Annotated in this window: 20 protein-coding genes and 3 pseudogenes; 16 read left to right on the top strand and 7 right to left on the bottom strand. The window is 70.5% G+C overall.

Translation table 11 applies throughout. From position 1 onward, the window contains the following. Positions 1-40: 40 nt before the first annotated feature. From VXC91_RS03410 to VXC91_RS03345, 14 genes and pseudogenes are all read left to right on the top strand, one after another. On the top strand, positions 41-1,426 hold the full coding sequence (locus VXC91_RS03410; protein ID WP_329504958.1) for a helix-turn-helix domain-containing protein: 1,386 nt from the start codon (positions 41-43) through the stop codon (positions 1,424-1,426). A 132-nt stretch (positions 1,427-1,558) separates the two neighbouring features. Further along, the gene (locus VXC91_RS03405; protein ID WP_329504957.1) at positions 1,559-2,947 is read left to right on the top strand and encodes a hypothetical protein; all 1,389 of its coding nucleotides are present in this window, start codon (positions 1,559-1,561) and stop codon (positions 2,945-2,947) included. A 71-nt stretch (positions 2,948-3,018) separates the two neighbouring features. Next, on the top strand, positions 3,019-3,591 hold the full coding sequence (locus VXC91_RS03400) for a GNAT family N-acetyltransferase (RefSeq protein WP_329504955.1): 573 nt from the start codon (positions 3,019-3,021) through the stop codon (positions 3,589-3,591). Positions 3,592-3,717: 126 nt separating this feature from the next. Beyond that, positions 3,718-3,801, top strand: coding sequence for a putative leader peptide (locus VXC91_RS03395; protein ID WP_309486338.1), 84 nt, complete (start codon positions 3,718-3,720; stop codon positions 3,799-3,801). Positions 3,802-3,967: 166 nt separating this feature from the next. Next, positions 3,968-5,659, top strand: coding sequence for a nitrite/sulfite reductase (locus tag VXC91_RS03390; protein ID WP_329504954.1), 1,692 nt, complete (start codon positions 3,968-3,970; stop codon positions 5,657-5,659). Beyond that, positions 5,656-5,856 (top strand): annotated as a pseudogene (locus VXC91_RS03385) (hypothetical protein); the annotation flags it as partial. The gene VXC91_RS03390 and the pseudogene VXC91_RS03385, both read left to right, overlap by 4 nt. A 71-nt stretch (positions 5,857-5,927) precedes the next feature. Then, a complete protein-coding gene (locus VXC91_RS03380; RefSeq protein WP_329504953.1) occupies positions 5,928-6,638 on the top strand; it encodes a phosphoadenylyl-sulfate reductase in 711 nt (236 codons plus the stop codon). Positions 6,639-6,640: 2 nt separating this feature from the next. Next, on the top strand, positions 6,641-7,201 hold the full coding sequence (gene cysC / locus VXC91_RS03375) for an adenylyl-sulfate kinase (RefSeq protein ID WP_329504952.1): 561 nt from the start codon (positions 6,641-6,643) through the stop codon (positions 7,199-7,201). Next, positions 7,198-8,133, top strand: a complete 936-nt coding sequence (gene cysD / locus VXC91_RS03370; protein ID WP_329504951.1) for a sulfate adenylyltransferase subunit CysD — start codon at positions 7,198-7,200, stop codon at positions 8,131-8,133. Before cysC ends, cysD begins: the two co-directional genes overlap by 4 nt. Before the next feature lies 1 nt (position 8,134). After that, positions 8,135-9,469, top strand: coding sequence for a sulfate adenylyltransferase subunit 1 (locus VXC91_RS03365; RefSeq protein ID WP_329504950.1), 1,335 nt, complete (start codon positions 8,135-8,137; stop codon positions 9,467-9,469). A 310-nt stretch (positions 9,470-9,779) separates the two neighbouring features. After that, positions 9,780-10,856, top strand: coding sequence for an aliphatic sulfonate ABC transporter substrate-binding protein (locus tag VXC91_RS03360; protein WP_329504976.1), 1,077 nt, complete (start codon positions 9,780-9,782; stop codon positions 10,854-10,856). A 36-nt stretch (positions 10,857-10,892) separates the two neighbouring features. Beyond that, positions 10,893-11,681 carry an ABC transporter ATP-binding protein gene (locus tag VXC91_RS03355; protein WP_329504949.1) on the top strand — a complete coding sequence of 263 codons (789 nt, stop codon included), beginning with the start codon at positions 10,893-10,895 and terminating at the stop codon, positions 11,679-11,681. After that, positions 11,668-12,579, top strand: coding sequence for an ABC transporter permease (locus VXC91_RS03350; RefSeq protein WP_329504948.1), 912 nt, complete (start codon positions 11,668-11,670; stop codon positions 12,577-12,579). Before VXC91_RS03355 ends, VXC91_RS03350 begins: the two co-directional genes overlap by 14 nt. A gap of 6 nt (positions 12,580-12,585) precedes the next feature. Then, positions 12,586-13,323: a sirohydrochlorin chelatase gene (locus VXC91_RS03345; protein ID WP_329504947.1), complete on the top strand. Its 738-nt coding sequence runs from the start codon at positions 12,586-12,588 to the stop codon at positions 13,321-13,323. Between the two features lie 318 nt (positions 13,324-13,641). Here the strand turns inward: VXC91_RS03345 and VXC91_RS03340 are convergent, their stop codons facing one another. The 4 genes and pseudogenes from VXC91_RS03340 to VXC91_RS03325 form a co-directional block, all read right to left on the bottom strand. Then, positions 13,642-14,259 (bottom strand): mycothiol-dependent nitroreductase Rv2466c family protein, encoded by a 618-nt coding sequence (locus VXC91_RS03340; RefSeq protein WP_329504945.1) that lies wholly within the window; start codon positions 14,257-14,259, stop codon positions 13,642-13,644. Between the two features lie 55 nt (positions 14,260-14,314). Beyond that, positions 14,315-14,923 carry a TIGR03086 family metal-binding protein gene (locus tag VXC91_RS03335; RefSeq protein WP_329504944.1) on the bottom strand — a complete coding sequence of 203 codons (609 nt, stop codon included), beginning with the start codon at positions 14,921-14,923 and terminating at the stop codon, positions 14,315-14,317. Between the two features lie 9 nt (positions 14,924-14,932). Beyond that, a pseudogene (locus tag VXC91_RS03330) lies at positions 14,933-15,264 on the bottom strand (ketopantoate reductase family protein); the annotation flags it as partial. 98 nt (positions 15,265-15,362) lie between these two features. Then, positions 15,363-15,914 carry a DUF1697 domain-containing protein gene (locus tag VXC91_RS03325; protein ID WP_329504943.1) on the bottom strand — a complete coding sequence of 184 codons (552 nt, stop codon included), beginning with the start codon at positions 15,912-15,914 and terminating at the stop codon, positions 15,363-15,365. Between the two features lie 25 nt (positions 15,915-15,939). Here VXC91_RS03325 and VXC91_RS46915 point away from each other — a divergent pair. Together VXC91_RS46915 and VXC91_RS03310 are read left to right on the top strand one after the other, a co-directional pair. Further along, positions 15,940-16,650 (top strand): annotated as a pseudogene (locus VXC91_RS46915) (MMPL family transporter); the annotation flags it as partial. A 178-nt stretch (positions 16,651-16,828) separates the two neighbouring features. After that, positions 16,829-17,692 (top strand): phosphotransferase enzyme family protein, encoded by an 864-nt coding sequence (locus VXC91_RS03310; RefSeq protein ID WP_329504941.1) that lies wholly within the window; start codon positions 16,829-16,831, stop codon positions 17,690-17,692. Between the two features lie 14 nt (positions 17,693-17,706). Here the strand turns inward: VXC91_RS03310 and VXC91_RS03305 are convergent, their stop codons facing one another. From VXC91_RS03305 to VXC91_RS03295, 3 genes are all read right to left on the bottom strand, one after another. Further along, entirely contained in the window at positions 17,707-18,429 is a 723-nt protein-coding gene (locus tag VXC91_RS03305) for a 3'-5' exonuclease (RefSeq protein WP_329504939.1), read from the bottom strand. Positions 18,430-18,526: 97 nt separating this feature from the next. Continuing rightward, on the bottom strand, positions 18,527-19,765 hold the full coding sequence (locus tag VXC91_RS03300) for an SAV2148 family HEPN domain-containing protein (protein ID WP_329504937.1): 1,239 nt from the start codon (positions 19,763-19,765) through the stop codon (positions 18,527-18,529). A 115-nt stretch (positions 19,766-19,880) separates the two neighbouring features. Beyond that, positions 19,881-21,197, bottom strand: a complete 1,317-nt coding sequence (locus VXC91_RS03295; protein ID WP_329504935.1) for a copper amine oxidase — start codon at positions 21,195-21,197, stop codon at positions 19,881-19,883. Positions 21,198-21,290: the final 93 nt, after the last annotated feature.

Raw genomic sequence — 21,290 nt, 5'->3', positions numbered from 1 at the left:
CCGAGCCAAAACGGACAGCCACGCCTTGGGGGAGGTTCCAGTGGCGCACTCGGACGGGCAAGACGTCACGCGGCTCGCCGCTCGAGATGCCGCGCAGGCGGCGCGCGTCCTCAATGACGTACGCAACGCGACGCTCGCGGGACAACGCGCTCCGGTCCCGCCGCGCCCGGTGATCGAGGCGTCGTGGGGGCGGATGCTGCGCAGCGGCGTCGACCCGGACCACGACTTCCGGGCCGAGCTGCTGGGCCGCGACGAGATCGAGCGGCGCCGTCAGGACTCACCGCTGCGGCACGTGCTGCCGGTCCTGCGCGAGGGTCTGCTGTCGGTCGCAGACGTCGCGCAGCACATCATGGTCGTCGCGGACGCGGACGGGCGGGTCCTGTGGCGCGAGGGCTCCTCGCCGGTGCTGCGCAAGGCGGACGGAATGGGCTTCGAGCCGGGCGCGGACTGGGGCGAAGGGGCCGTCGGCACCAATGGCGTGGGCACTGCGGCGGTGACCCGGCGACCCGTGCAGGTCTTCGCGTCGGAGCACTTCCTACGTTCTCTCGCCACCTGGACCTGCGCGGGCGCTCCGATCACGGATCCGCGCGACGGCCGGCTGCTCGGGGTCGTGGACCTCAGCGGCCCGCTGGAGACGATGCACCCGGCAACGCTCGCCTGGGTGGACGCCGTGGCCAAACTCGCGGAGGCACGGCTGCGGGAGCTGCATCTGAACTCGCTGGAGAGGCTGCGTGCGGTGGCGGCGCCGCTGCTGGCCAAGCTCGGCGGCCGGGCACTGGCCATCGACACGGACGGCTGGACGGCTGCGGTGACCGGGATGCCGTACACCGGACGCGTCGCCCTGCCCGCGTCGCTCCCGCCCGGCCTGACTCTGCTGCCCGCGCTGGGCCCCTGCACGGTGGAGCCACTGCCCGGCGGCTGGCTGATCCGCATCGCGGACGCGCCGGCACCGACGCACACCACACGGGTCGTCGTGGACGTCGCGCATCCGCGCCGCTGGTCCGTGACGGTGTCGGGCGACACGGGCTCCTGGACCCATGAACTCAGCCCCCGGCACGCGGAGTTGCTCTACCTGCTGGCCCTGCACCGCCCGGGCCGCACGGCTGCGGCACTGGCCTCCGACATGTTCGGGGACCCGGCCCGCACGGTCACGGTCCGCGCGGAGATGTCCCGGGTGCGGAGGTACCTGGGGGCATTCCTGGAACACCGGCCGTATCGTTTCTGCGATGCGGCGGAGGTGGAGTTGCTGGTCCCCGCCGACCCCTGCGACCTGCTGCCGCACTCGGTGGCGCCCGCGGTGCTGCGGGCACGGGACGCCTTCCCGGGCGGTGCCGGGGAAGAGCCGTCCCCCGGCCCGCCGGGTGGCCCTCGGCTCGCACTCCCGCTCGTCCCCCACCCCGGCCTTCAGCCCCGCCGATGGGAATGACACGGCATTTCCCGGGTCTTCGGCCGCCGTCGCGTCCGTCTGCCGTAGCATCCCTTGCACAGGCCACCCCACCCGCTCCTCGCGTCAATGACCGGACCATGAGGCGCAGTTGGCCTACGCCGGGAGGTTTGTATGCAGCACCGTGGCAGGCACCGCCGCAAACGCCGGGGGCGCGCCCTGCGCGCCACGCTGGCCGGGACCGCTCTGGCGCTCACCGCCGCAGCCACGCTGATCAGCACCTCTCAGGCCGCGGGCGGGGACAGCCCAGGGGGGCTGACACGCGTCACCGCCGCGACCGAGACCGCGAAGCTGCGCCTCCATGAGGACCTCACCGATCGCAGAACACTCGACAGACTGACCCGTGCCATGGGGGGCGGTGTCGACGTTCACGGCGTTCTCGCCTCCGCCGACCGGACCATGCGCGACCGGAACGCGTGCGACACCGCCGAGACCGCCGCACTGCCCGTGAAGCCCACCGCCATGCGCGCGTACTGCTGGGCGCACGACGACGCGACGGCCGGCGACTGGGTGCCCCGCTCCGTCACCACCTCCGGGGACGCCCAGGACAGCGGCCGCTGGGGCGCCGACCGCGTCATCCTGTCGGGCTGGACGCACGGTGGCGGCGGCTCCGTCCAGCGCGCCGGGGACCGGGGTCTCGCCCGGATCGCCTTCATCGACGCGGACGACCCGGCCCGTCTCGCCTACCGCTGGGTGCTCCTCGTCACCCCGCGCTCCGACGGCAAGGACTTCACCGCCGTCCGCACCAGACTGTCCGGGATGGTCTGGTACGAGGACAAGCTCTTCGTCACCGACCGCGGCTCCCTGCGGGTCTTCGACCTGCACCACATCCTGAAGGCGAATGTCGACAGCCCCGCGATCGGCCGGGTGCACGGCGGCTACGCCGCACACGGCTACCAGTACGTGCTGCCCAGCGTCGGTTCCTATCGTTTGACCGGCGGCTCCTGTTCGAGGGCCGACGACCACGGGGTGCCCTGTTTCTGGGCCCTTTCGCTCGACCGCACCTCGGTCCCGGCCAGCCTGGTGGCGGCCGAGCGGTTCCGTCCCGGAAGCACCGACTCTCCCGCCCGTGTGTGGCGCTATCCGTTCAGCACCGTGCCCGGCCGCCTCGGCCTGCTCTCCGCGGACGGGCTTCGCGACGTCCGGGCGAGCGAGGCCTACCGGACGGACGCGGCCGACGTGCAGGGCGTGCTGTCGTACCGGCACGGCAGGGCGGCGCGGGCCGCCTGGTACGTCGACGGCGCACCCGCGGTCGACGGGCGGCACGGCACACTCTGGCGACAGAACACCTCCGGAGCCACGGCCGCCACGTGCTCGGCCGACGAGAGCCGCGCCTGCTGGGGCCGCCATACCGCGTCCCTGTCGTACTGGCCGGAGACCGGTGAGCTGTGGACGCTGACCGAGGGCGCCACCGGCGGCCGCGCCGGCCCCGTGCCCGGCCCGGTCAACGGCCGGGTGCTGTACGCGGTGCCGCTGGACTCCGTGGACGACGCGCTGGAATAGGACAGCGGACCGGGGACCGGGGACCGGGGACCCTTTTGTCGTACCGCTCACCGCCATGATTCCCTGGCGGCATGAGTCCCCTCACCGTGACCACGTGGTCCCTGGAGCAGACGTCCCCGGCGGACATGCTGCCCGCGACACCCCCCGAGGGCGATGTCCGCATCGTCCGCGCGGAGGTGCCGTCGCCCGAGTTCAGCCGCTTTCTGTACGCGTCGGTCGGTGGGGACATCCTCTGGGTCGACCGGCTCGGCTGGACGTACGCGCAGTGGCAGGAGCACCTGACCCGGCGGGGTGTGGAGACCTGGGTCGCCTACGACCGGGGGACGCCCGCGGGGTACGTGGAGCTGGAGGCGCAGGACGAGGGTGCCGTGGAGATCGTCTACTTCGGCCTCGTTCCGGCGTTCCGGGGCCGGCGGATCGGCGGGCACCTGCTGTCCCTCGGCGCTGCCCGCGCCTGGGACCTCGCGGACCGCTGGCCGGGGCTGGCGCCGTCGAAGCGGGTATGGCTGCACACCTGCAGCAAGGACGGCGAACACGCGATGGACAACTACCTGCGCCGGGGCTTCAAGCTCTTCGACACCAAGGTCGAGGAGGAGCCGGAGGTACCCACGCCGGGACCCTGGCCTGGGGCGTACCGCGTCTGACCTGCGTTGACACGGCATGCCGCGGCCGTGTGACCGACAACGCCCTTGTCTTGCACTCCGGGACAGGGGTGTCCGCATGACGGACAAAGCTGGACTGCGTCCAGAGCGCCGTGACACGCTTCCGTCATGTCTGGGACTGGAATCGCCTTGGTGAGTCGACGGCACGTCGATCTCGGCCGCATGTCCAGCGCCATCTGTCCGGCGAGCTGACGGCCTCAAGTCAGTACCGGTTTTCTTTTCTCCTCCCGCCTCGCGCAAGGACGCGCGCGCTTGCCACGTACCCGTATGTGCAGGCCAGAGCCTCCCACCCGCCACCCCTCATCGACGGCGCTGCGCGCCGACCCGACCTGTCGCTGTCCCGAAGGACGTACCCACCATGGCTGCCACCCCGCAGAACCCCGCCACGCCCCGCCGCAAGGTGAGCCGTCACCGTGGCGAGGGCCAGTGGGCCGTGGGTCACTTCACCCCGCTCAACGGCAACGAACAGTTCAAGAAGGACGACGACGGTCTCAACGTCCGGACACGCATTGAGACGATCTACTCCAAACGAGGCTTCGACTCCATCGACCCCAACGACCTGCGCGGCCGGATGCGCTGGTGGGGCCTGTACACCCAGCGCAAGCCGGGGATCGACGGCGGCAAGACCGCGATCCTCGAGCCGGAGGAGCTGGACGACACGTACTTCATGCTGCGCGTGCGCATCGACGGCGGCCGTCTGACCACGCGCCAGCTGCGGACCATCGGCGAGATCTCGCAGGAGTTCGCGCGCGGCACCGCCGACCTCACCGACCGGCAGAACGTCCAGTACCACTGGATCCGGATCGAGGACGTGCCCGAGATCTGGAACCGCCTGGAGTCCGTCGGACTGTCGACGACCGAAGCCTGCGGTGACACCCCCCGCGTCATCCTCGGTTCGCCTGTCGCCGGCATCGCCGAGGACGAGATCATCGACGGCACACCGGCCATCGAGGAGATCCACCGCCGGGTCATCGGCAACCCGGCGTTCTCGAACCTGCCGCGCAAGTTCAAGACCGCGATCTCGGGATCGCCGCTGCTCGACGTGGCGCACGAGATCAATGACGTCGCCTTCGTGGGTGTCGTCCACCCGGAGCACGGCCCCGGATTCGACCTGTGGGTCGGCGGTGGTCTGTCCACCAATCCGAAGATCGGACAGCGGCTCGGCGCCTGGGTGCCACTGGACGAGGTCCCCGACGTCTTCGAAGGCGTCATCTCGATCTTCCGTGACTACGGCTACCGGCGGCTGCGCACCCGTGCCCGGCTGAAGTTCCTCGTCGGCGACTGGGGCGCGGAGAAGTTCCGCCAGGTGCTGGAGGACGAGTACCTCCAGCGGAAGCTGATCGACGGCCCGGCGCCCGCCCAGCCCGTGGAGCGCTGGCGCGACCACGTCGGCGTGCACCGGCAGAAGGACGGCCGCTTCTACGTCGGCTTCGCCCCGCGAGTCGGCCGCGTCGACGGCACCATCCTGACGAAGATCGCGGAGCTCGCCGAGACACACGGGTCGGGCCGGGTCCGCACCACCGCCGAGCAGAAGATGATCGTGCTGGACGTCGAGGAGAACCGGATCGACTCGCTCGTCGAGGGCCTGGAGGCGCTCGACCTCACAGTGCATCCCTCTCCGTTCCGGCGCGGCACCATGGCCTGCACCGGCATCGAGTACTGCAAGCTCGCCATCGTCGAGACCAAGGCGCGCGGTTCCGCGCTGATCGACGAACTGGAGCGCCGCATCCCGGACTTCGACGAGCCGATCACCATCAACATCAACGGCTGCCCGAACGCCTGCGCCCGTATCCAGGTGGCGGACATCGGTCTCAAGGGCCAACTGGTCCTGAACGACCAGGGCGAGCAGGTCGAGGGCTTCCAGGTGCACTTGGGCGGTGCACTCGGCCTGGAGGCCGGATTCGGCCGCAAGGTCCGCGGTCTGAAGGTCACCTCGGAGGAGCTTGCGGACTACGTCGAGCGCGTCCTGAAGCGGTACCAGGCGGAGCGCGAGGAGGGCGAGCGGTTCGCGACCTGGGCGGCCCGTGCTTCGGAGGAGGCTCTGTCGTGAGTGAACGAGCGGCGCCCTTCTACTGCCCCTACTGCGGCGACGAGGACCTGCGGCCGAGTGAGCAGGGATGGGGGTCCCCCCGCTCGAGCGGAGCCGAGAGCGGGGGAGGCGCGTGGGAATGCCGAGCGTGCAATCGCGCCTTCCAGCTGAAGTTCCTGGGCCTGCTGGCCCGGGGTGTGAGTCGACGGAGCGCCGGATTCGGCGCTCCGGAGGCGGACGCCCCTCACGAAGACAGTCTCCGGCGAGCCGACAGCGGAGGGGACGCGCTATGACGACACCTCAGGAACAGCGGAGCACCGACGATCTCAAGGCGCTCGCCGAGCAGGCGGGCCGCGACCTGGAGGACGCCTCCGCGCCGGAGATCCTCCGGTGGGCGGCCGACACCTTCGGCCCGCGCTTCTGCGTGACCTCTTCGATGGAGGACGCGGTGGTCGCCCACCTCGCCTCGCGTGCGATGCCCGGCGTCGACGTCGTGTTCCTCGACACCGGCTACCACTTCCCGGAGACCATCGGCACCCGTGACGCGGTCGAGGCGGTGATGGACGTCAGCGTCATCACCCTCACTCCGCGTCAGACGGTCGCCGAGCAGGACACGGAGTACGGCCCGAAGCTGCACGACCGTGACCCCGACCTGTGCTGCAAGCTGCGCAAGGTGCAGCCGTTGGAGGAGGGTCTGACGGGCTACGACGCCTGGGCGACCGGACTGCGCCGCGACGAGTCGCCGACCCGGGCGAACACCCCGGTCGTCGGCTGGGACGCACGACGGCAGAAGGTCAAGATCTCGCCGATCGCCCGCTGGACCCAGGACGACGTGGACGCCTACGTCGCCGAACACGGCGTCCTGACCAACCCGCTGCTGATGGACGGCTACGCCTCCGTGGGCTGTGCCCCGTGCACCCGCCGGGTCCTGGCGGGCGAGGACGCACGGGCCGGGCGCTGGGCGGGCCGGGCCAAGACCGAGTGCGGGCTGCACGGCTGACCATGACGGACATTCAGGAGACATACGTGACGACCGGGGCCACCGTCTGGCTCACGGGTCTGCCGAGCGCCGGCAAGACCACCATCGCCCACGAGCTGGCCGGCCGGCTGCGCGCCGAGGGCCACCGCGTCGAGGTCCTCGACGGCGACGAGATCCGCACGTTCATCTCGGCGGGCCTCGGCTTCGGCCGCACCGACCGGCACACCAACGTGCAGCGCATCGGCTTTCTGGCCGATCTGCTCGCCCGCAACGGCGTCAAGACGCTGGTGCCGGTGATCGCGCCCTACGCGGACAGCCGCGAGGCCGTGCGCAAGCGGCACCAGGAGAGCGGGGCGCCGTACATCGAGGTGCACGTGGCGACTCCGGTCGAGGTGTGCGCCGTACGTGATGTGAAGGGTCTGTACGCGAAGCAGGCCGCCGGCGAACTGAGGGGCCTGACGGGCGTCGACGATCCGTACGAGGAGCCCGAGTCGCCCGATCTGCGGATCGAGTCCCAGAACCAGACCGTGCAGGAGTCAGCGGCGGCGGTGTACGCGCTGCTCAGCGAAAGGGGACTGGCATGACCACTGTCGCCAGGGCGGAGGAGGGCACGGACAGCCCGTACGCCCTGAGCCACCTGGACGCGCTGGAGTCGGAGGCGGTGCACATCTTCCGCGAGGTGGCGGGTGAGTTCGAGCGGCCGGTGATCCTCTTCTCCGGCGGCAAGGACTCCATCGTCATGCTGCACCTGGCGCTGAAGGCGTTCGCCCCGGCGGCCGTGCCCTTCACGCTGCTGCACGTGGACACCGGGCACAACTTCCCCGAGGTCCTCGAGTACCGCGATCGTACGGTGGCCCGGCACGCCCTGCGGCTGCATGTCGCGTCCGTCCAGGACTACATCGACCGCGGTGTCCTCAAGGAGCGTCCGGACGGCACCCGCAATCCGCTGCAGACGCTGCCGCTGACCGAGAAGATCCAGGAGGGGCGGTTCGACGCGGTCTTCGGCGGCGGACGGCGCGACGAGGAGAAGGCCCGCGCCAAGGAGCGGGTGTTCTCACTGAGGGACGAGTTCTCGCAGTGGGACCCGCGCCGCCAGCGGCCGGAGCTGTGGAACCTGTACAACGGGCGGCACGCGCCCGGCGAGCACGTCCGCGTGTTCCCACTGTCCAACTGGACCGAGCTGGACGTCTGGCAGTACATCGCGCGCGAGGGCATCGAACTGCCGGAGATCTACTACGCCCACGAGCGCGAGGTGTTCCGGCGGGGCGGCATGTGGCTGACCGCGGGCGAGTGGGGCGGGCCCAGGGACGAGGAAACCGTCGAGAAGCGCCTCGTCCGGTACCGGACCGTGGGTGACATGTCCTGCACGGGAGCCGTCGACTCCGACGCGACCACGCTGGACGCCGTCATCGCCGAGATCGCCGCGTCCCGGCTGACCGAACGCGGCGCCACGCGCGCCGACGACAAGCTCTCCGAGGCCGCGATGGAAGACCGCAAGCGCGAGGGGTACTTCTAGCATGACTACGACGACGACCGAGGACGTCTCGGCCACCACCTTGCTGCGGTTCGCCACCGCCGGATCCGTCGACGACGGCAAGTCCACGCTCGTCGGCCGGCTGTTGCACGACTCCAAGTCGGTCCTCGTCGACCAGCTGGAGGCCGTGGAGCACGCCTCGCGCAACCGCGGCCAGGACACCCCGGACCTCGCGCTGCTCACGGACGGCCTGCGGGCCGAGCGCGAGCAGGGCATCACGATCGACGTGGCGTACCGCTACTTCGCCACGCCCCGGCGCCGGTTCATCCTGGCCGACACGCCCGGCCACGTGCAGTACACCCGCAACATGGTGACGGGTGCCTCCACGGCCGAGCTGACGGTGATCCTCGTCGACGCCCGCAACGGCGTCGTCGAGCAGACCCGTCGGCACGCCGCCATCGCCGCGCTCCTCCGGGTCCCCCATGTGGCGCTCGCGGTCAACAAGATGGACCTGGTCGACCACCAGGAGTCCGTGTTCGCCGCGATCGCCGAGGAGTTCACGGCGTACGCGTCCGAGCTGGGTGTCCCGGAGGTCACCGCCATCCCGATCTCCGCGCTGGCCGGCGACAACGTGGTGGAACCGTCCGCGAACATGGACTGGTACGGCGGCCCCACCGTCCTGGAGCATCTGGAGACGGTCCCGGTCAGCCACGATCTGAGCCACTGCCACGCCCGGCTTCCGGTGCAGTACGTGATCCGGCCGCAGTCCGCCGAGCACCCCGACTACCGGGGCTACGCCGGGCAGATCGCCGCCGGTTCGTTCCGTGTCGGGGAGTCGGTCACCGTACTTCCTTCGGGCCGCACCTCGCGGATCACCGGCATCGATCTGCTGGGCGTTCCGGTCGACGTCGCCTGGACCACCCAGTCGGTGACCCTCCTGCTGGAGGACGACATCGACATCTCTCGCGGCGACCTGATCGTGCCGAGCAAGGACGCGCCCGCGACCACGCAGGACATCGAGGCGACGGTCTGCCATGTCGCCGACGAGGCGCTGACCGTCGGCCGCCGCGTGCTGATCAAGCACGGCACGCGCACGGTCAAGGCGATCGTCAAGGACATCCCGTCCCGGCTCACGCTCGACGACCTGTCCCTGCACCCGCATCCGGGGCAGCTCGTCGCCAACGACATCGGCCGTGTGAAGATCCGGACCGCGGAACCGCTGCCGGTCGACTCGTACGCGGACTCCCGCCGCACCGGCTCGTTCATCCTGATCGACCCGGCCGACGGCACCACGCTCACCGCGGGCATGGTCGGTGAGTCGTTCGCCGCGCCCGAGCCGGTGAAGGACGAGGCCGACGACGACGGGTGGGACTTCTGACCATGTCCACCACCTGCTTCTACTCGACGTTCGCGAAGGAAGGCGGCCGCGTCGGCAGCGGCGCCCTCGGCAGTGGGCAGGGCGGAGTGGCGCGATGTGCACGATGACATACCCGCACTGCTCGCGCGCCCTGTCGTCCCCCCGCCCCACGTCCCTGAAGAGGCGACGAAAACCTGCCGAACTCCCGGCCACGGCCTGAAAAACCGTGACCGCCGGGCCGACGAGAGGAATCCCTCCCGTGCCTGCCGACCTCCCCCTTTCCCGGCCTCGCTCGACCGGGGGCAACCCCACCGCCTTCCTGCGCCGCGGCATGGCCGTGCTCGCCGCTCTTCCCCTTCTCGCGCTCGCCGCCTGTGGATACGGGTCCCAGGCCCAGAACGACTCGTCCGCCCAGAAGATCGCGGCCGGCGCCGAGAAGATCGACGGCCTCGACTCCGTGAAGATCGGGTACTTCGGCAACCTGACCCACGCCACGGCGCTCGTCGGTGTCCAGAAGGGCTTCTTCCAGAAGTCGCTCGGCGCCACGCAGGCCAAGTACCAGATCTTCAACGCAGGCCCCTCCGAGATCGAGGCCCTCAACTCCGGCTCGATCGACATCGGATGGATCGGGCCCTCCCCGGCGGTGAACGGTTACACCCAGTCCGGAGGCAAGAGTCTGCGCATCATCGGCGGTTCGGCGTCCGGTGGGGTGAAGCTGGTGGTCGACCCCAAGAAGATCAAGTCCCTCGAGGACGTCAAGGGCAAGAAGATCGCGACCCCTCAGCTCGGCAACACGCAGGACGTGGCCTTCCTCAACTGGGTTGCCGACCAGGGCTGGAAGGTCGACGCGGAGAGCGGCAAGGGCGACGTCTCGGTGCTCCGGATGGACAACAAGGTCACTCCGGACGCCTTCAAGTCCGGTTCCGTCGACGGCGCCTGGGTGCCGGAGCCGACCGCGTCCAAGCTGGTCGCCGAGGGCGGCAAGGTACTGCTCGACGAGTCGTCGCTGTGGCCGGGCAAGAAGTTCGTGATCACGAACATCATCGTGTCGCAGACGTTCCTCACGGAGCACCCGAAGGCCGTCGAGGCGGTACTGAAGGCCTCCGTCGAGACCAACAAGTGGATCAACGCCCATCCAAACGAGGCGAAGGCCGCGGCGAACAAGCAGGTGGCGATCGACTCCGGCAAGGCCCTGCCCGCCGACGTCCTGGACCCGGCATGGAAGGCCATCCGGATCACCGACGACCCGCTGGCCTCCAGCCTGACCACCGAGGCGCAGCACGCGGTCAAGGCGGGTCTGCTGAAGGAACCGAAGCTGGACGGCATCTACGACCTCACGCTTCTGAACAAGGTGCTCGAGTCCGAGGGCGAGAGCACGGTCGACGACGCCGGTCTCGGCGTCGGTTGAGTCCGTATCCCGATGAGTTCCCAGGAGGTGACGACCATGGCAACCGTCCTCGCCAAGGCCGCCGAAGGCGCCGCGTCGGTGGAGCACGCCGCCCGCATCGAGCATGTCTCCAAGTCCTTTGCCGGTCCGGCCGGGCAGCAGCTCGTCCTCGACGACATCACCCTGGATGTGGCACCGGGAGAGTTCGTCACCCTCCTCGGGGCGTCGGGCTGCGGCAAGTCGACGCTGCTCAGCCTGGTGGCGGGGCTCGACAAGCCCACCGCCGGCAGCATCACGACCGACGGGCGCCCCGCCCTGATGTTCCAGGAGCACGCCCTGTTCCCGTGGCTGACCGCGGGCAAGAACATCGAACTCGCCCTGAAGCTCGGCGGGGTTCCCAAGAGCGAGCGCCGCGACAGGACCGAGGAGCTGCTCGAACTCGTCCGCCTCCAGGGCTCGTACCGCAAGCGGGTGCACGAGCTCTCCGGCGGTATGCGCCAGCGGGTCGCCATGGCCCGCGCCCTGGCACAGGACAGCCGGCTGCTGCTGATGGACGAGCCGTTCGCGGCGCTCGACGCCATCACGCGCGACGTGCTGCACGACGAGCTGACCCGTATCTGGGCGGAGACCGGACTGTCCGTGCTGTTCGTCACGCACAACGTGCGCGAGGCGGTGCGGCTGGCACAGCGGGTCGTGCTGCTCTCGTCCCGTCCAGGCCGGGTGGCACGCGAGTGGAAGGTGGACATACCGCAGCCGCGCCGGATCGAGGACGCCCCGGTGGCGGAGTTGTCCATCGAGATCACCGAAGTACTACGTGGGGAGATCCGCCGTCATGGCCAGCACTGAGACCACCGCCACGACGGCGAAGGCCCCCGCCGAAGACGGCCCGGGTCTCGGCGGCCTGGAGGCCGGGCTCGACGCCCTGGAGTCCTCGGCCACGGGTCGAACCCCGTTCCGGCAGACCTTCGTCAGCAAGATCCTGCCGCCCGTCCTGGCCGTCGCGGTCGTCCTGGTGATCTGGCAGGCACTGATCTCCTTCAAGGTCGTCGACGACCCGGCCAAGCTGCCCTCTCCGGCCGGCGTGTGGGGCGAGGTCGAGGACGCCTGGCTGCAGGGCAAGCTGCTCGGCTACATCTGGACCAGCGTCTCGCGCGGTCTGCTGGGCTTCCTGTTCGCGCTGGCCATCGGTACCCCGCTGGGCCTGCTGGTGGCCCGGGTGAAGGTCGTGCGCGCGGCCATCGGGCCGATCCTGTCCGGCCTCCAGTCGCTGCCGTCGGTGGCGTGGGTGCCGCCGGCCGTGATCTGGCTCGGCCTGAACAACTCGATGATGTACGCGGTCATCCTGCTCGGCGCCGTCCCGTCGATCGCCAACGGCCTGGTGTCCGGCATCGATCAGGTGCCGCCGCTGTTCCTGCGGGCCGGCCGCACCATGGGGGCGTCGGGACTGCGAGGCACCTGGCACATCGTCATGCCGGCCGCCCTGCCGGGCTATCTGGCCGGTCTGAAGCAGGGCTGGGCGTTCTCCTGGCGCTCGCTGATGGCGGCGGAGATCATCGCCTCCTCCCCCGATCTGGGCATCGGCCTCGGTGCGTTGCTGGAGAACGGCCGCAACTCCAGTTCCATGGCCATGGTGTTCGAGGCCGTCATCATGATCCTGTTCGTCGGTATCGCCGTCGACCTGCTGATCTTCAGCCCGCTGGAGCGGCGGGTGCTGCGCAGCCGCGGCCTGCTCGTCAGGAGCTGATCTCCCATGCACCGGCCGGTTCTCCTCGTCATCGCCCACGGCAGCCGCGATCCGCGGCATGCCGCGACCGTGCACGCCCTCGTCCGACGGGTACGCTCGCTGCGCCCCGGGCTGCGGGTGGAGACCGGCTTCCTGGACTTCAACGTCCCTTCCGTACAGGGCGTGCTGGAGTCCCTGGCGGCCGAGGGAGTCCGGGACGTCGTGGCGCTGCCCCTGCTGCTGACCCGGGCGTTCCATGCGAAGGCGGACATCCCGGCGGTCCTGAGGCAGGCGCCGCCCCGGCTGCAGATCCGGCAGGCGGACGTGCTGGGGCCCTCCCCCCTGCTGCTGCACGCCCTTGAGCGGCGTCTGTACGAGGCGGGGCTGGATCCCGCCGACAAGTCCTCCACCGGGGTCGTGCTGGCCTCGGCGGGGTCCACCGACCCGGAGGCGATCGCAGTGATCGCTGACATCGCGCGGGAGTGGCGGCACACCGGTTGGTGCGCCGTGCGGCCTGCGTTCGCCTCCGCATCCCTTCCGCGTACCGAGGACGCGGTGCGCGAACTGCGGGCGGCCGGCTGCGCACGGGTGGCCGTGGCACCGTACGTCCTGGCACCCGGCTTCCTGCCGGACCGCATCGCCCGGGGCGCCGCCGAGGCGGACGTCCTGGCTGCGGTACTCGGCCCCGATCGGGAGGTGGCCCGGTTGGTGCTGGAGCGGTACGACCAGGCACGACTGCCGTCGCTGACGGCTCTCGGAGCCTGAGCTCCCGCCGGCTCCCCGGCACCCGGCACCCGGCACCCGGCACCCGGCACCCGGGGGAGGTGACACCGCTGGTGAGGGAACGCCCGCGGGGCGCCCACGTGTGACGAGCGCCCCGCGACATGGCCGGGGACAGCCGCAGACCGCTCCCGCCGCCCGTACGCGAACAACACGTTGCCCGGCATCTTCGTCCAGGACGCGAACGGGCAGGTGCCGGCCTCGACGTACTGACACAGGCCCTCTGTGGCCCAGCCGCGGTCGCCGGTGATGGTGCAGCCCGCACCGAGCAGTAGTCACCTCCCTGACCGCGCTCTTGATGTCTCAGTCGAAGCGAAGTCCTTCGGTCCTGGTCCGCTTGAGCTCGAAGAAGTCGGGGTGCGCGGCCAGCACCCGGAAGCTGTCGAAGAGTTCGGCTGCCCGCGCTCCACGCGGGATGGCGCGCAGCACCGGCCCGAACCAGACCGCTCCGTCGACGTGCAGCGTGGGGGTCCCCACATAGCCACCCGAATCGGGCTCGACGCCGGAGTCATGGTTGCGGCGCACGGCCTCGTCGTGGGACGGGTCATGGGCGGCCTCGGCGAGGTCTGCCGCAAGCCCGAGTTCGGCGAGCGACTCGGCGATCACCGCGTCGAAGTCCTCGGCCTCGCGCTCGTGGATCCGGGTGCCGAAGGCGGTGTACAGGTCCCGCAGCACCTTCTCCCCGTACCGTTCGGCCGCGGCCACGGCGACGCGCACCGGGCCGATCGACTTGTCGACCAACTCCCGGTACCAAGCGGGGAGTTCATTGCCGAGGTTGTGCAGGTACAGGCTCATCGCATGGAAGCGGAGGTCGAGCGGGCGCTCACGCTCGACCTCCAGCAGCCAGCGGGAGGTGATCCAGGCGAAGGGGCAGGCGGGGTCGAACCAGAAGTCGATACGAGGGGGCGCGTCGTTCGTCATGCCGCCGAGGTTAGGCCTCGAATGGCGCGGGAGCTCGGTCCAATGGAGAGAATTATCAGTGGTCCAATCTGCCCATGGGCCGCTGCCGCGGATCCCGTCCGCTAGCCGCCAGCGCACGCTCGAACACGGGAGCGTCGTCGGCGACGGCGACCGGCTCCGCGAAGCCGTCGTACTGCCGGTAGAGGTCACCATGGGTCTCGACCACGTCCAGCACCAGCCGCGCCGCGCCCTCCGAGATCCGGTACTCCTGACCGGTGGCCGTCGCGACGTCCCAGCCGTGCACGGCCATCTCCTTGACGATCATCCCAGCCAGCTCGGCCGCGCCCATCTTCGCCATGCCCAGGTCGATCTCGCCCTCCCACACGGCCGGGTCGTCCCAGGCGGCGACGGCGCGGTCGAGCTGGTCGGCGTACGCCTGCGCCCAGCCCGGGTCGGCGGTGAAGTCGCGTGCGGTCAGCTCCTCGGAGAGCGATGTGCGCAGGGCGCGGTGCTCCAGACCGTGGGAGGTGTAGAGGACCCAGTGGTTCACCAGGGCACGGACGTCCCAGGCGGGGCAGTGGGTGGGCTCGGACAGCCGGCCCGCCCGGACGCCACGCGCCACCCGGGCGGCCTCTGCCGCGCATTCGGCCATGGAGGGATACACGTTCTTGTAGGGATCGCTCATGCCTCCACGCTAGGAACGAGCAGCGTGATCCTCTTGAACAAACGCGACAGCCCTGTCCGCGGCCGCCGCCACATCCGTGCATCGCACCAGCTCCGCCACCGGCAGCGGTCCGGCCGGCCGCCGCTCACGCGCGAACGCGGTGGCGAGCCGTTGCAGCAGCTCGTTCAGCGGGTCGGTACGCTGTGCAGCCGACCGCGCAGAACGATCTCGCCGTTGAGGTGGTCGGCCTCGATCGTGCCCGTGTCACGGGTGAGGGACTGCCAGGAGGAGCCACCGCCCCGCTCGGCACCCTCCAGCGGTTCCAGACGCACCTTGTCGCCGCGCACCTGCCACTGTTCCTGTGTGCGCGCCTCGCCCTCGGGGGAGGGCCGGGCGGGATCCGGAGGTTCGAAGGGCCGCAGGCGTCCGGCGCCTGCCCCGGCCCGAGCGACATCGTCGATCAGCTGTCCGCGGCGGTGAGTTCGACGAGTTTGACGACCGTGTTCCAGTTCCGCGTGGTGGCGGTCAGCCCCTTGATCAGCCGGGGCCTGGACAGATGTTCGGCGAGCTTGGAACGCCCGAGTCCGATCGGCGCGTGCAGGTACAGGGACCGGTCGCCGAGCCGGAACTCCTCGGGCAGAAAGGCGGCCCGGTCGATCTCCGCATACCGTGCCGCGTCCACCGGCACGGAGAAGTACGTGACATGCAACTGCTTGGCATCCAGTTCGGCGGCCGGGAACGGGCAGGCCTCGGCGACCGCCTTCAGATAGGCGTGGTCGCGCACGATGACCCCCACGGAGAACCCGAAGTGCTTCTCGATCGCCTTCGAAAGCTCCGCGGCGAGGGAATCCTCGTCCGTGTCGCGGCTCGCGAAGACGGCCTGGCCGCTCTGGAGATACGTACGGACGCGGTCGTGGCCGAGCCCCTCCATGAGGGTGCGCAGCTCGGCCATCGGCACCTTCTTGCCACCCACGTTGACCGCGCGCAGCAGCGCCGCATACATCGTCGTCATCGCACCACCATAGGCCGGGCCTTCCCCCGGCGGCTCCGAGCCTGCCGAGGTCGTCGTCAAGGCGAACGACATCAACGCCGCCGAGGTGCGGTCCGCGCTGGCCGCCTTCCGTGCGGAGGCGATCAGCTCGGGAGCCTCCCGCGGCCCGGTCGACATCAAGCTGCACGGCGCGCAGAACGTGGCCCTGATCTCCGTCCCGCTGGTCGGCGGCTCCGATCTGGACAAGGCGGGCAAGAGCCTGGCCCTGCTGCGCGACACGGTGCGTCCGGACACGCTCGGCAAGGTCGAAGGGGTGCAGGCGCCGATCACCGGACAGGTCGCCGGCTCGGCGCCTGGGCCGCCGGCCCAGACGGCAGCCTGAGCCGTGAATCCCAGCTCAACCCTGGAGGGTGGAGAATCCCCTCCCTTCAGGGAGGGGAGCCTTCAAACACGGTGTGGTGACCCTGGCGTCGTGACCAGTGCCGCGGTCATCATGGTCGCCGTCTTCGCGATCTTCGGCACGCTGTCCATGCAGTCCATGAAGCAGATGGGTGTCGGCCTGGCCGCCGCCGTGCTCATCGACGCGACGGTCATCCGGGGCGTTCTGCTCCCCGCCGTGATGGCCCTGCTCGACGAGCGCAACTGGTATCTGCCGAGGTGGCTGCACCGGCTGCCCGACCTCAGCCACGACGAGTCGTCCCCGGCGGCGGCCCCGCCTCCGCCGCCGGCCCTGGAGGGCGAGAAGGTCGGGGTCTGATCGTCCGCAGCTGACGGCCTACGTGGCCGGGGTGTGGGCCGCCCCGTCATGGCCTGCGCGTCGGCTGCGCGATCGCCCGCCCACGCAGGGGGTCCGACCTGTGCGAATGCGACACTGGCCGACGGGTGGCGGACATCCGACGCCACCGGCGGCACCACGACAGGACACGGAGGCGGCGATGGACGAGGCAAGGGCGCGCGAGGTACTGGCCGCGGCAGGTGTGCTGCCGGGCCGGGCGGAGGACGCGCGGCTCCTCGCCCTGGGTGAGAACGCGGTGTTCGCGGCCGGTGACCTCGTGGTCAAGGTGGGGCGCGACGCCGAACTCCTCGACCGTGCGCGACGGGAGCTGGACATCGCGCTCTGGCTCGCCGAGGAGGACGTCCCCGCGGTGCGTGCCGCGGAGCCGGAGGCGCTGCTGGTGGACGGCCACCCGGTGACGGTGTGGCACCGGCTGCCCGATCCCGTACGTCCGGCCGAGGCGCGGGATCTGGCCGAACTGCTGCGCACCGTGCATGCGCTCCCCGCCCCCTCCTTCCCGCTGCCGCACCGCGAACTGCTGGGCGGTGTGGAGCGCTGGCTGCGGCTGGCGGGCGAGGCGATCGACCCGGCGGATGCGGCATATCTGCGCGAACGCCGGGACGGTTTCGCCGCCGCCGCGGCAGCACTGACGCCCCATCTGATGCCCGGGCCGATCCACGGCGATGCGCTGCCCCGCAATGTGCACATCGGGCCGGACGGCCCGGTCCTGGTCGATCTGGAGACGTTCTCGGCCGATCTGCGCGAGCACGACCTGGTGGTCATGGCCCTCTCCCGTGACCGCTACGGGCTTGCGGCCGAGGCGTACGACTCCTTCACGAAGACGTACGGCTGGGACGTGCGCGCATGGGCGGGATGCTCCGTGCTGCGCGGAGCGCGCGAGACCGCCAGCTGCGCCTGGGTCGCCCAGCACGCGCCGAGCAACCCCGCGGCGCTGGCCGAGTTCGAACGGCGGGTGGCCTCACTGCGGGACGGGGACGAGACGGTCCGCTGGCACGCCTTCTGAGACCGGCCCCGAGGTCAGACCTTCTGCCCGGTCGCCTTCCGAAGCGGCCAGGTGCCGTCCACCACCGCCTCCGTGTCGCCCTTGCCGCGCAGGAAGTTCTGGAAGTCCGCCGCCCAGGCCGCGTACCACTCGATCTGGCGGCGGTGCAGCTCCGCCGGTCCGAGCGCCGCGATCTTCGGGAAGCGGCCCGCTATCGCCCCCGCGAGCCGGGCGGCGGCCAGGGCGTCCGCCCCGGCGTCGTGCGCCGCGTCCAGTGTGACGCCGTACTCCGCGCAGACCGCTTCGAGGTTGCGCTTGCCGCGGCGGTAGCGGTCGGCCCATCGGTCGATGGTGTACGGATCGATCACCGGGGCGGGTTCCGCGCCGCCCAGCCGGTCGCGCAGGGACGGCAGTCCGTGCCGCCGCAGCTCGGCGGAGAGCAGAGTCAGGTCGAATGCCGCGTTGTAGGCGACGACCGGGACGCCCGTCTTCCAGTAGGTCACCAGTACGTCCGCGATCGCGTCGGCGACCTGGTCGGCCGGTCTGCCCTCGGCGGCCGCGCGCTCACTGCTGATCCCGTGCACCGCCACCGCGTCCGCCGGGATCTCCACGCCCGGGTCCGCCAGCCAGTCCCGGCGCCCCAGCGGCTGCCCGTCCCGGACCTCGATCACCGCGCCCGTGACGATGCGCGCCTCATACGGGTCGGTGCCGGTCGTCTCCAGGTCGAAGCCGATCAGCAGCTCTCGGTGCCAGGCCATGGCGGCCCCCCTTCTCGGTGGTGCTCTCCCCCAGTGGTCTCCACCCTCCCATGCGCCACTGACAATCCGAGGACGGTCCTCCGCAGGGGAGGACCGTTCATGACACCGGCCGCGAATCCACCCAAGTCAGCTCGAACTCCTCGCGATAGGTCGGGAACAGGCCGCCCTCGTCCACTTGGTCCGACTTGACGACCCGGTTGCCGTTGCGCAGCACCAGCACCGGCGCCTCCATACCGCGGGTGCGTCGCAGATAGGACTGCACGACCGCGATGCCGTCCGCGCCGTCGCCGTCCACCAGGTATGCGGTGAAGCGGGGCGTCTCGTCGAATACCTGGATCTCGAAGGCGTCCGGGTCACGCAGCTTCGAGCGCACCCGGCGCATGTGCAGGATGTTCATCTCGACGGCGCGGCTCAGCTCGCCCTTCCTGATGCCCAGCTCCCGCTCGCGCCGCTTGACCGCGCTGGAGGCGGGGTTGAGGAACAGCAGGCGTACCCGGCAGCCCGACTCGGCCAGCCGCACCAGCCGGCGCCCGGAGAAGTTCTGCACCAGCAGGTTGAGGCCGATGCCGATGGCGTCGAGGCGGCGGGCGCCGCCGAAGATGTCCTCGGCGGGGAACTGCCGCAGCAGCCGCACCCGGTCCTGGTGGACGGCGACCACGTCCGCGTACCGGTCGCCCACCAGGTCCTCGACCGCGTCGACGGGCAGGCGTCGCGCGGAGGGCACGTCGCCGCCGGTGCCGAGGATCTCGAGCAGCCGGGCGGAGGCACGCTCGGCCTGCGCTAGGACCGCCTCCGACAGGGCCCGGTTGCGGGAGACCACGTTCCGGGTCACTTCCAGCTCGTCCAGCGCGAGTTCCACGTCGCGGCGCTCGTCGACGTACGGCTCGAAGCACGGCCAGTGCTGCACCATCAGCTCACGCAGCTGGGGCAGCGTCAGGAAGCTGAGCACGTTGTCGTCGGCCGGGTCGAGCAAATAGCCCTTGCGGCGGCTGACTTCGCGCACGGCGACGGCCCGCTGCACCCACTCCTGGCCGGCCGGCCCGGCCGCGGCGACCACCCAGTCGTCCCCGTGGACGGGTTCGTAGATGGGACGGAGAACGGCGGCCACGACCGCGCGCAGCCGCTGTTCGACCAGGTTCAGCCAGATGTAGGCCCGCCCCGCACGCTGGGCGCGTGTGCGTACCTCGCGCCATGCGTCGGCGTTCCAGTCCAGTTCCGGTCCGATGGATCCCATTTCCATCGGCCGTGCCAGGGATACCGCCCCGGGCGGGACATCCGTGGAGTTCCCCTCGTGACCCTCGTCACCAGGGGGAAGCTCCAGCCCTCCCGAGCCCACCCGCGCACCGCCTTCCGCTCCCCCGAGCCTCCCCAGGGGCCAGGCCCCAGCCAACGATCAAGGAAGAGTACTCCGGGAGCGCTGCGCGGTGCAGCCGGATGCACAGGGTCGTTTCTCAACCACCGTTTTCCACACGACCGTTCTGATCGACAAGGGCGGACGGCGTGAGCGGATTCATAGCCGTGACGTCGCGCGGAGCGATGGAGAAGCCCTGCCAGTGCACGGGCATGGGCTGCTGGTCCTCGTCACGCGCTATGTGGTGGAATCCGACGTTCACCCACACCACGGGGTGAGTGAGGGTCTGCCCATTGACCCACGTGTCGACGGACTTACCGGCTCCGCTCCCGCAGTTGCCGAGATTGTCGCTGGCGAAGCGTTCGCACGCCTTGTACTCGGTGAAGTAGATGTCGTGCTTGGTGAAGCCGTGGCCGAGATACTTGGTGCTGGATCCCGGGACGATCTCGTACGACCGCGCATGGCCGTCCCTGTTCTTGCCGGTGTCACTGACGACCCGCCACCAGCGCATGTTCTTCGCGTCCCCCGCCAGTTCCTTGGCGATCTTCGTGCGCGTGGTCCTGTTGCTCGGCGCCTGGGCGCCCCGCGCAGGCGGACTGACCACGGAGTCGTACTGCTCAACCCGATTCTTCGACGAGCCGTCGAGGCCGAAGTCGAGCCGCCAGAAGACGTTGTGGCTGTGGCTCGTGGCGTACCCCCGGGCGCCCTTTCCGATCGGCCAGCCACGGCCGTCGCCCGCGTCGTAGTCGAACGGTGAGAGGCTGCCGGTGGCACCGACGTTCATGTTCACCGTGCCGTCGTCCTGGAAGCGCCACTCGGTGATGTACTCGTACCAGCCGACCTTGTTGACGGTGTAGATCAGCAGATCCTTGCCCTGGGTCTGGTAGACCTTGTTCCCCGTGTCGCTCTGCATACGGTAGGCATGGCCGCGCGAACGGGTCGTCGTGCACAAGCCGTTGACGTTCGGGTGCCGCGGGTCCCAGGCGTTCGGCACCTTGACGGTCCTGATGGTGCCGCCGGGGCACTCGCCCGGCGTCATGGCGGACAGGCCCTGTGCGAAGCCGGCGCCCGTCAGGTCGCTGTACTCGACCGAGCCGTCGTCGTAGGGGACGTCGATCTGGGCCAGCCGGGCGCTGTTTAGGACCTTGATCGGACGGCTCTCACCGGGGGGCAGGTAGGAGACGTGCTCCAGGACGAGACCGGCGTAGCTGTCGTAGCGCCAGCACATCCGCCAGGTGGTGCCGGTGGAGAGCTTCTGCTCGATCCGGTACGCTGCGCTGCACTCGGCGGCGGCCCGCACGGCGGCCTTGTGCTCCGCGTAGGCCGGTGCGGCCGCGGTGCCGCCGACGGCGAGTCCGAAGGCCAGCAGGCCGGTCAAAGCCTGCCTGCGGGCACGACTCATTCTGTTCACACGCATGACGAAGTGACTCCTCTTGCACAGAGCGGGAAAGACGAGAACGAGAAGGCGAGACACCGCGCCCACGGAAGAGGGGAAACGATTCCCCGGAGG

This window comes from Streptomyces chiangmaiensis, from assembly GCF_036281785.1.
GTDB classification, from domain to species: Bacteria; Actinomycetota; Actinomycetes; order Streptomycetales; family Streptomycetaceae; genus Streptomyces; species Streptomyces chiangmaiensis.
Note: the sequence above shows the minus strand (reverse complement) of the source record. Positions and strands in the feature narration are given on the sequence as shown.

Excerpts from the sequence above, each read along its gene's own strand:
- VXC91_RS03360 (WP_329504976.1), top strand. The coding sequence starts at position 9,780 with ATGGCCGTGCTCGCCGCTCTTCCCCTTCTCGCGCTCGCCGCCTGTGGA.
- VXC91_RS03335 (WP_329504944.1), bottom strand. The coding sequence starts at position 14,923 with ATGAGCGATCCCTACAAGAACGTGTATCCCTCCATGGCCGAATGCGCG.
- VXC91_RS03345 (WP_329504947.1), top strand. The coding sequence starts at position 12,586 with ATGCACCGGCCGGTTCTCCTCGTCATCGCCCACGGCAGCCGCGATCCG.
- cysD (WP_329504951.1), top strand. The coding sequence starts at position 7,198 with ATGACCACTGTCGCCAGGGCGGAGGAGGGCACGGACAGCCCGTACGCC.
- VXC91_RS03355 (WP_329504949.1), top strand. The coding sequence starts at position 10,893 with ATGGCAACCGTCCTCGCCAAGGCCGCCGAAGGCGCCGCGTCGGTGGAG.
- VXC91_RS03295 (WP_329504935.1), bottom strand. The coding sequence starts at position 21,197 with ATGCGTGTGAACAGAATGAGTCGTGCCCGCAGGCAGGCTTTGACCGGC.
- VXC91_RS03305 (WP_329504939.1), bottom strand. The coding sequence starts at position 18,429 with ATGGCCTGGCACCGAGAGCTGCTGATCGGCTTCGACCTGGAGACGACC.
- VXC91_RS03390 (WP_329504954.1), top strand. The coding sequence starts at position 3,968 with ATGGCTGCCACCCCGCAGAACCCCGCCACGCCCCGCCGCAAGGTGAGC.
- VXC91_RS03310 (WP_329504941.1), top strand. The coding sequence starts at position 16,829 with ATGGACGAGGCAAGGGCGCGCGAGGTACTGGCCGCGGCAGGTGTGCTG.
- cysC (WP_329504952.1), top strand. The coding sequence starts at position 6,641 with ATGACGGACATTCAGGAGACATACGTGACGACCGGGGCCACCGTCTGG.
- VXC91_RS03405 (WP_329504957.1), top strand. The coding sequence starts at position 1,559 with ATGCAGCACCGTGGCAGGCACCGCCGCAAACGCCGGGGGCGCGCCCTG.
- VXC91_RS03395 (WP_309486338.1), top strand. The coding sequence starts at position 3,718 with ATGTCTGGGACTGGAATCGCCTTGGTGAGTCGACGGCACGTCGATCTC.
- VXC91_RS03365 (WP_329504950.1), top strand. The coding sequence starts at position 8,135 with ATGACTACGACGACGACCGAGGACGTCTCGGCCACCACCTTGCTGCGG.
- VXC91_RS03380 (WP_329504953.1), top strand. The coding sequence starts at position 5,928 with ATGACGACACCTCAGGAACAGCGGAGCACCGACGATCTCAAGGCGCTC.
- VXC91_RS03350 (WP_329504948.1), top strand. The coding sequence starts at position 11,668 with ATGGCCAGCACTGAGACCACCGCCACGACGGCGAAGGCCCCCGCCGAA.
- VXC91_RS03340 (WP_329504945.1), bottom strand. The coding sequence starts at position 14,259 with ATGACGAACGACGCGCCCCCTCGTATCGACTTCTGGTTCGACCCCGCC.
- VXC91_RS03400 (WP_329504955.1), top strand. The coding sequence starts at position 3,019 with ATGAGTCCCCTCACCGTGACCACGTGGTCCCTGGAGCAGACGTCCCCG.
- VXC91_RS03325 (WP_329504943.1), bottom strand. The coding sequence starts at position 15,914 with ATGACGACGATGTATGCGGCGCTGCTGCGCGCGGTCAACGTGGGTGGC.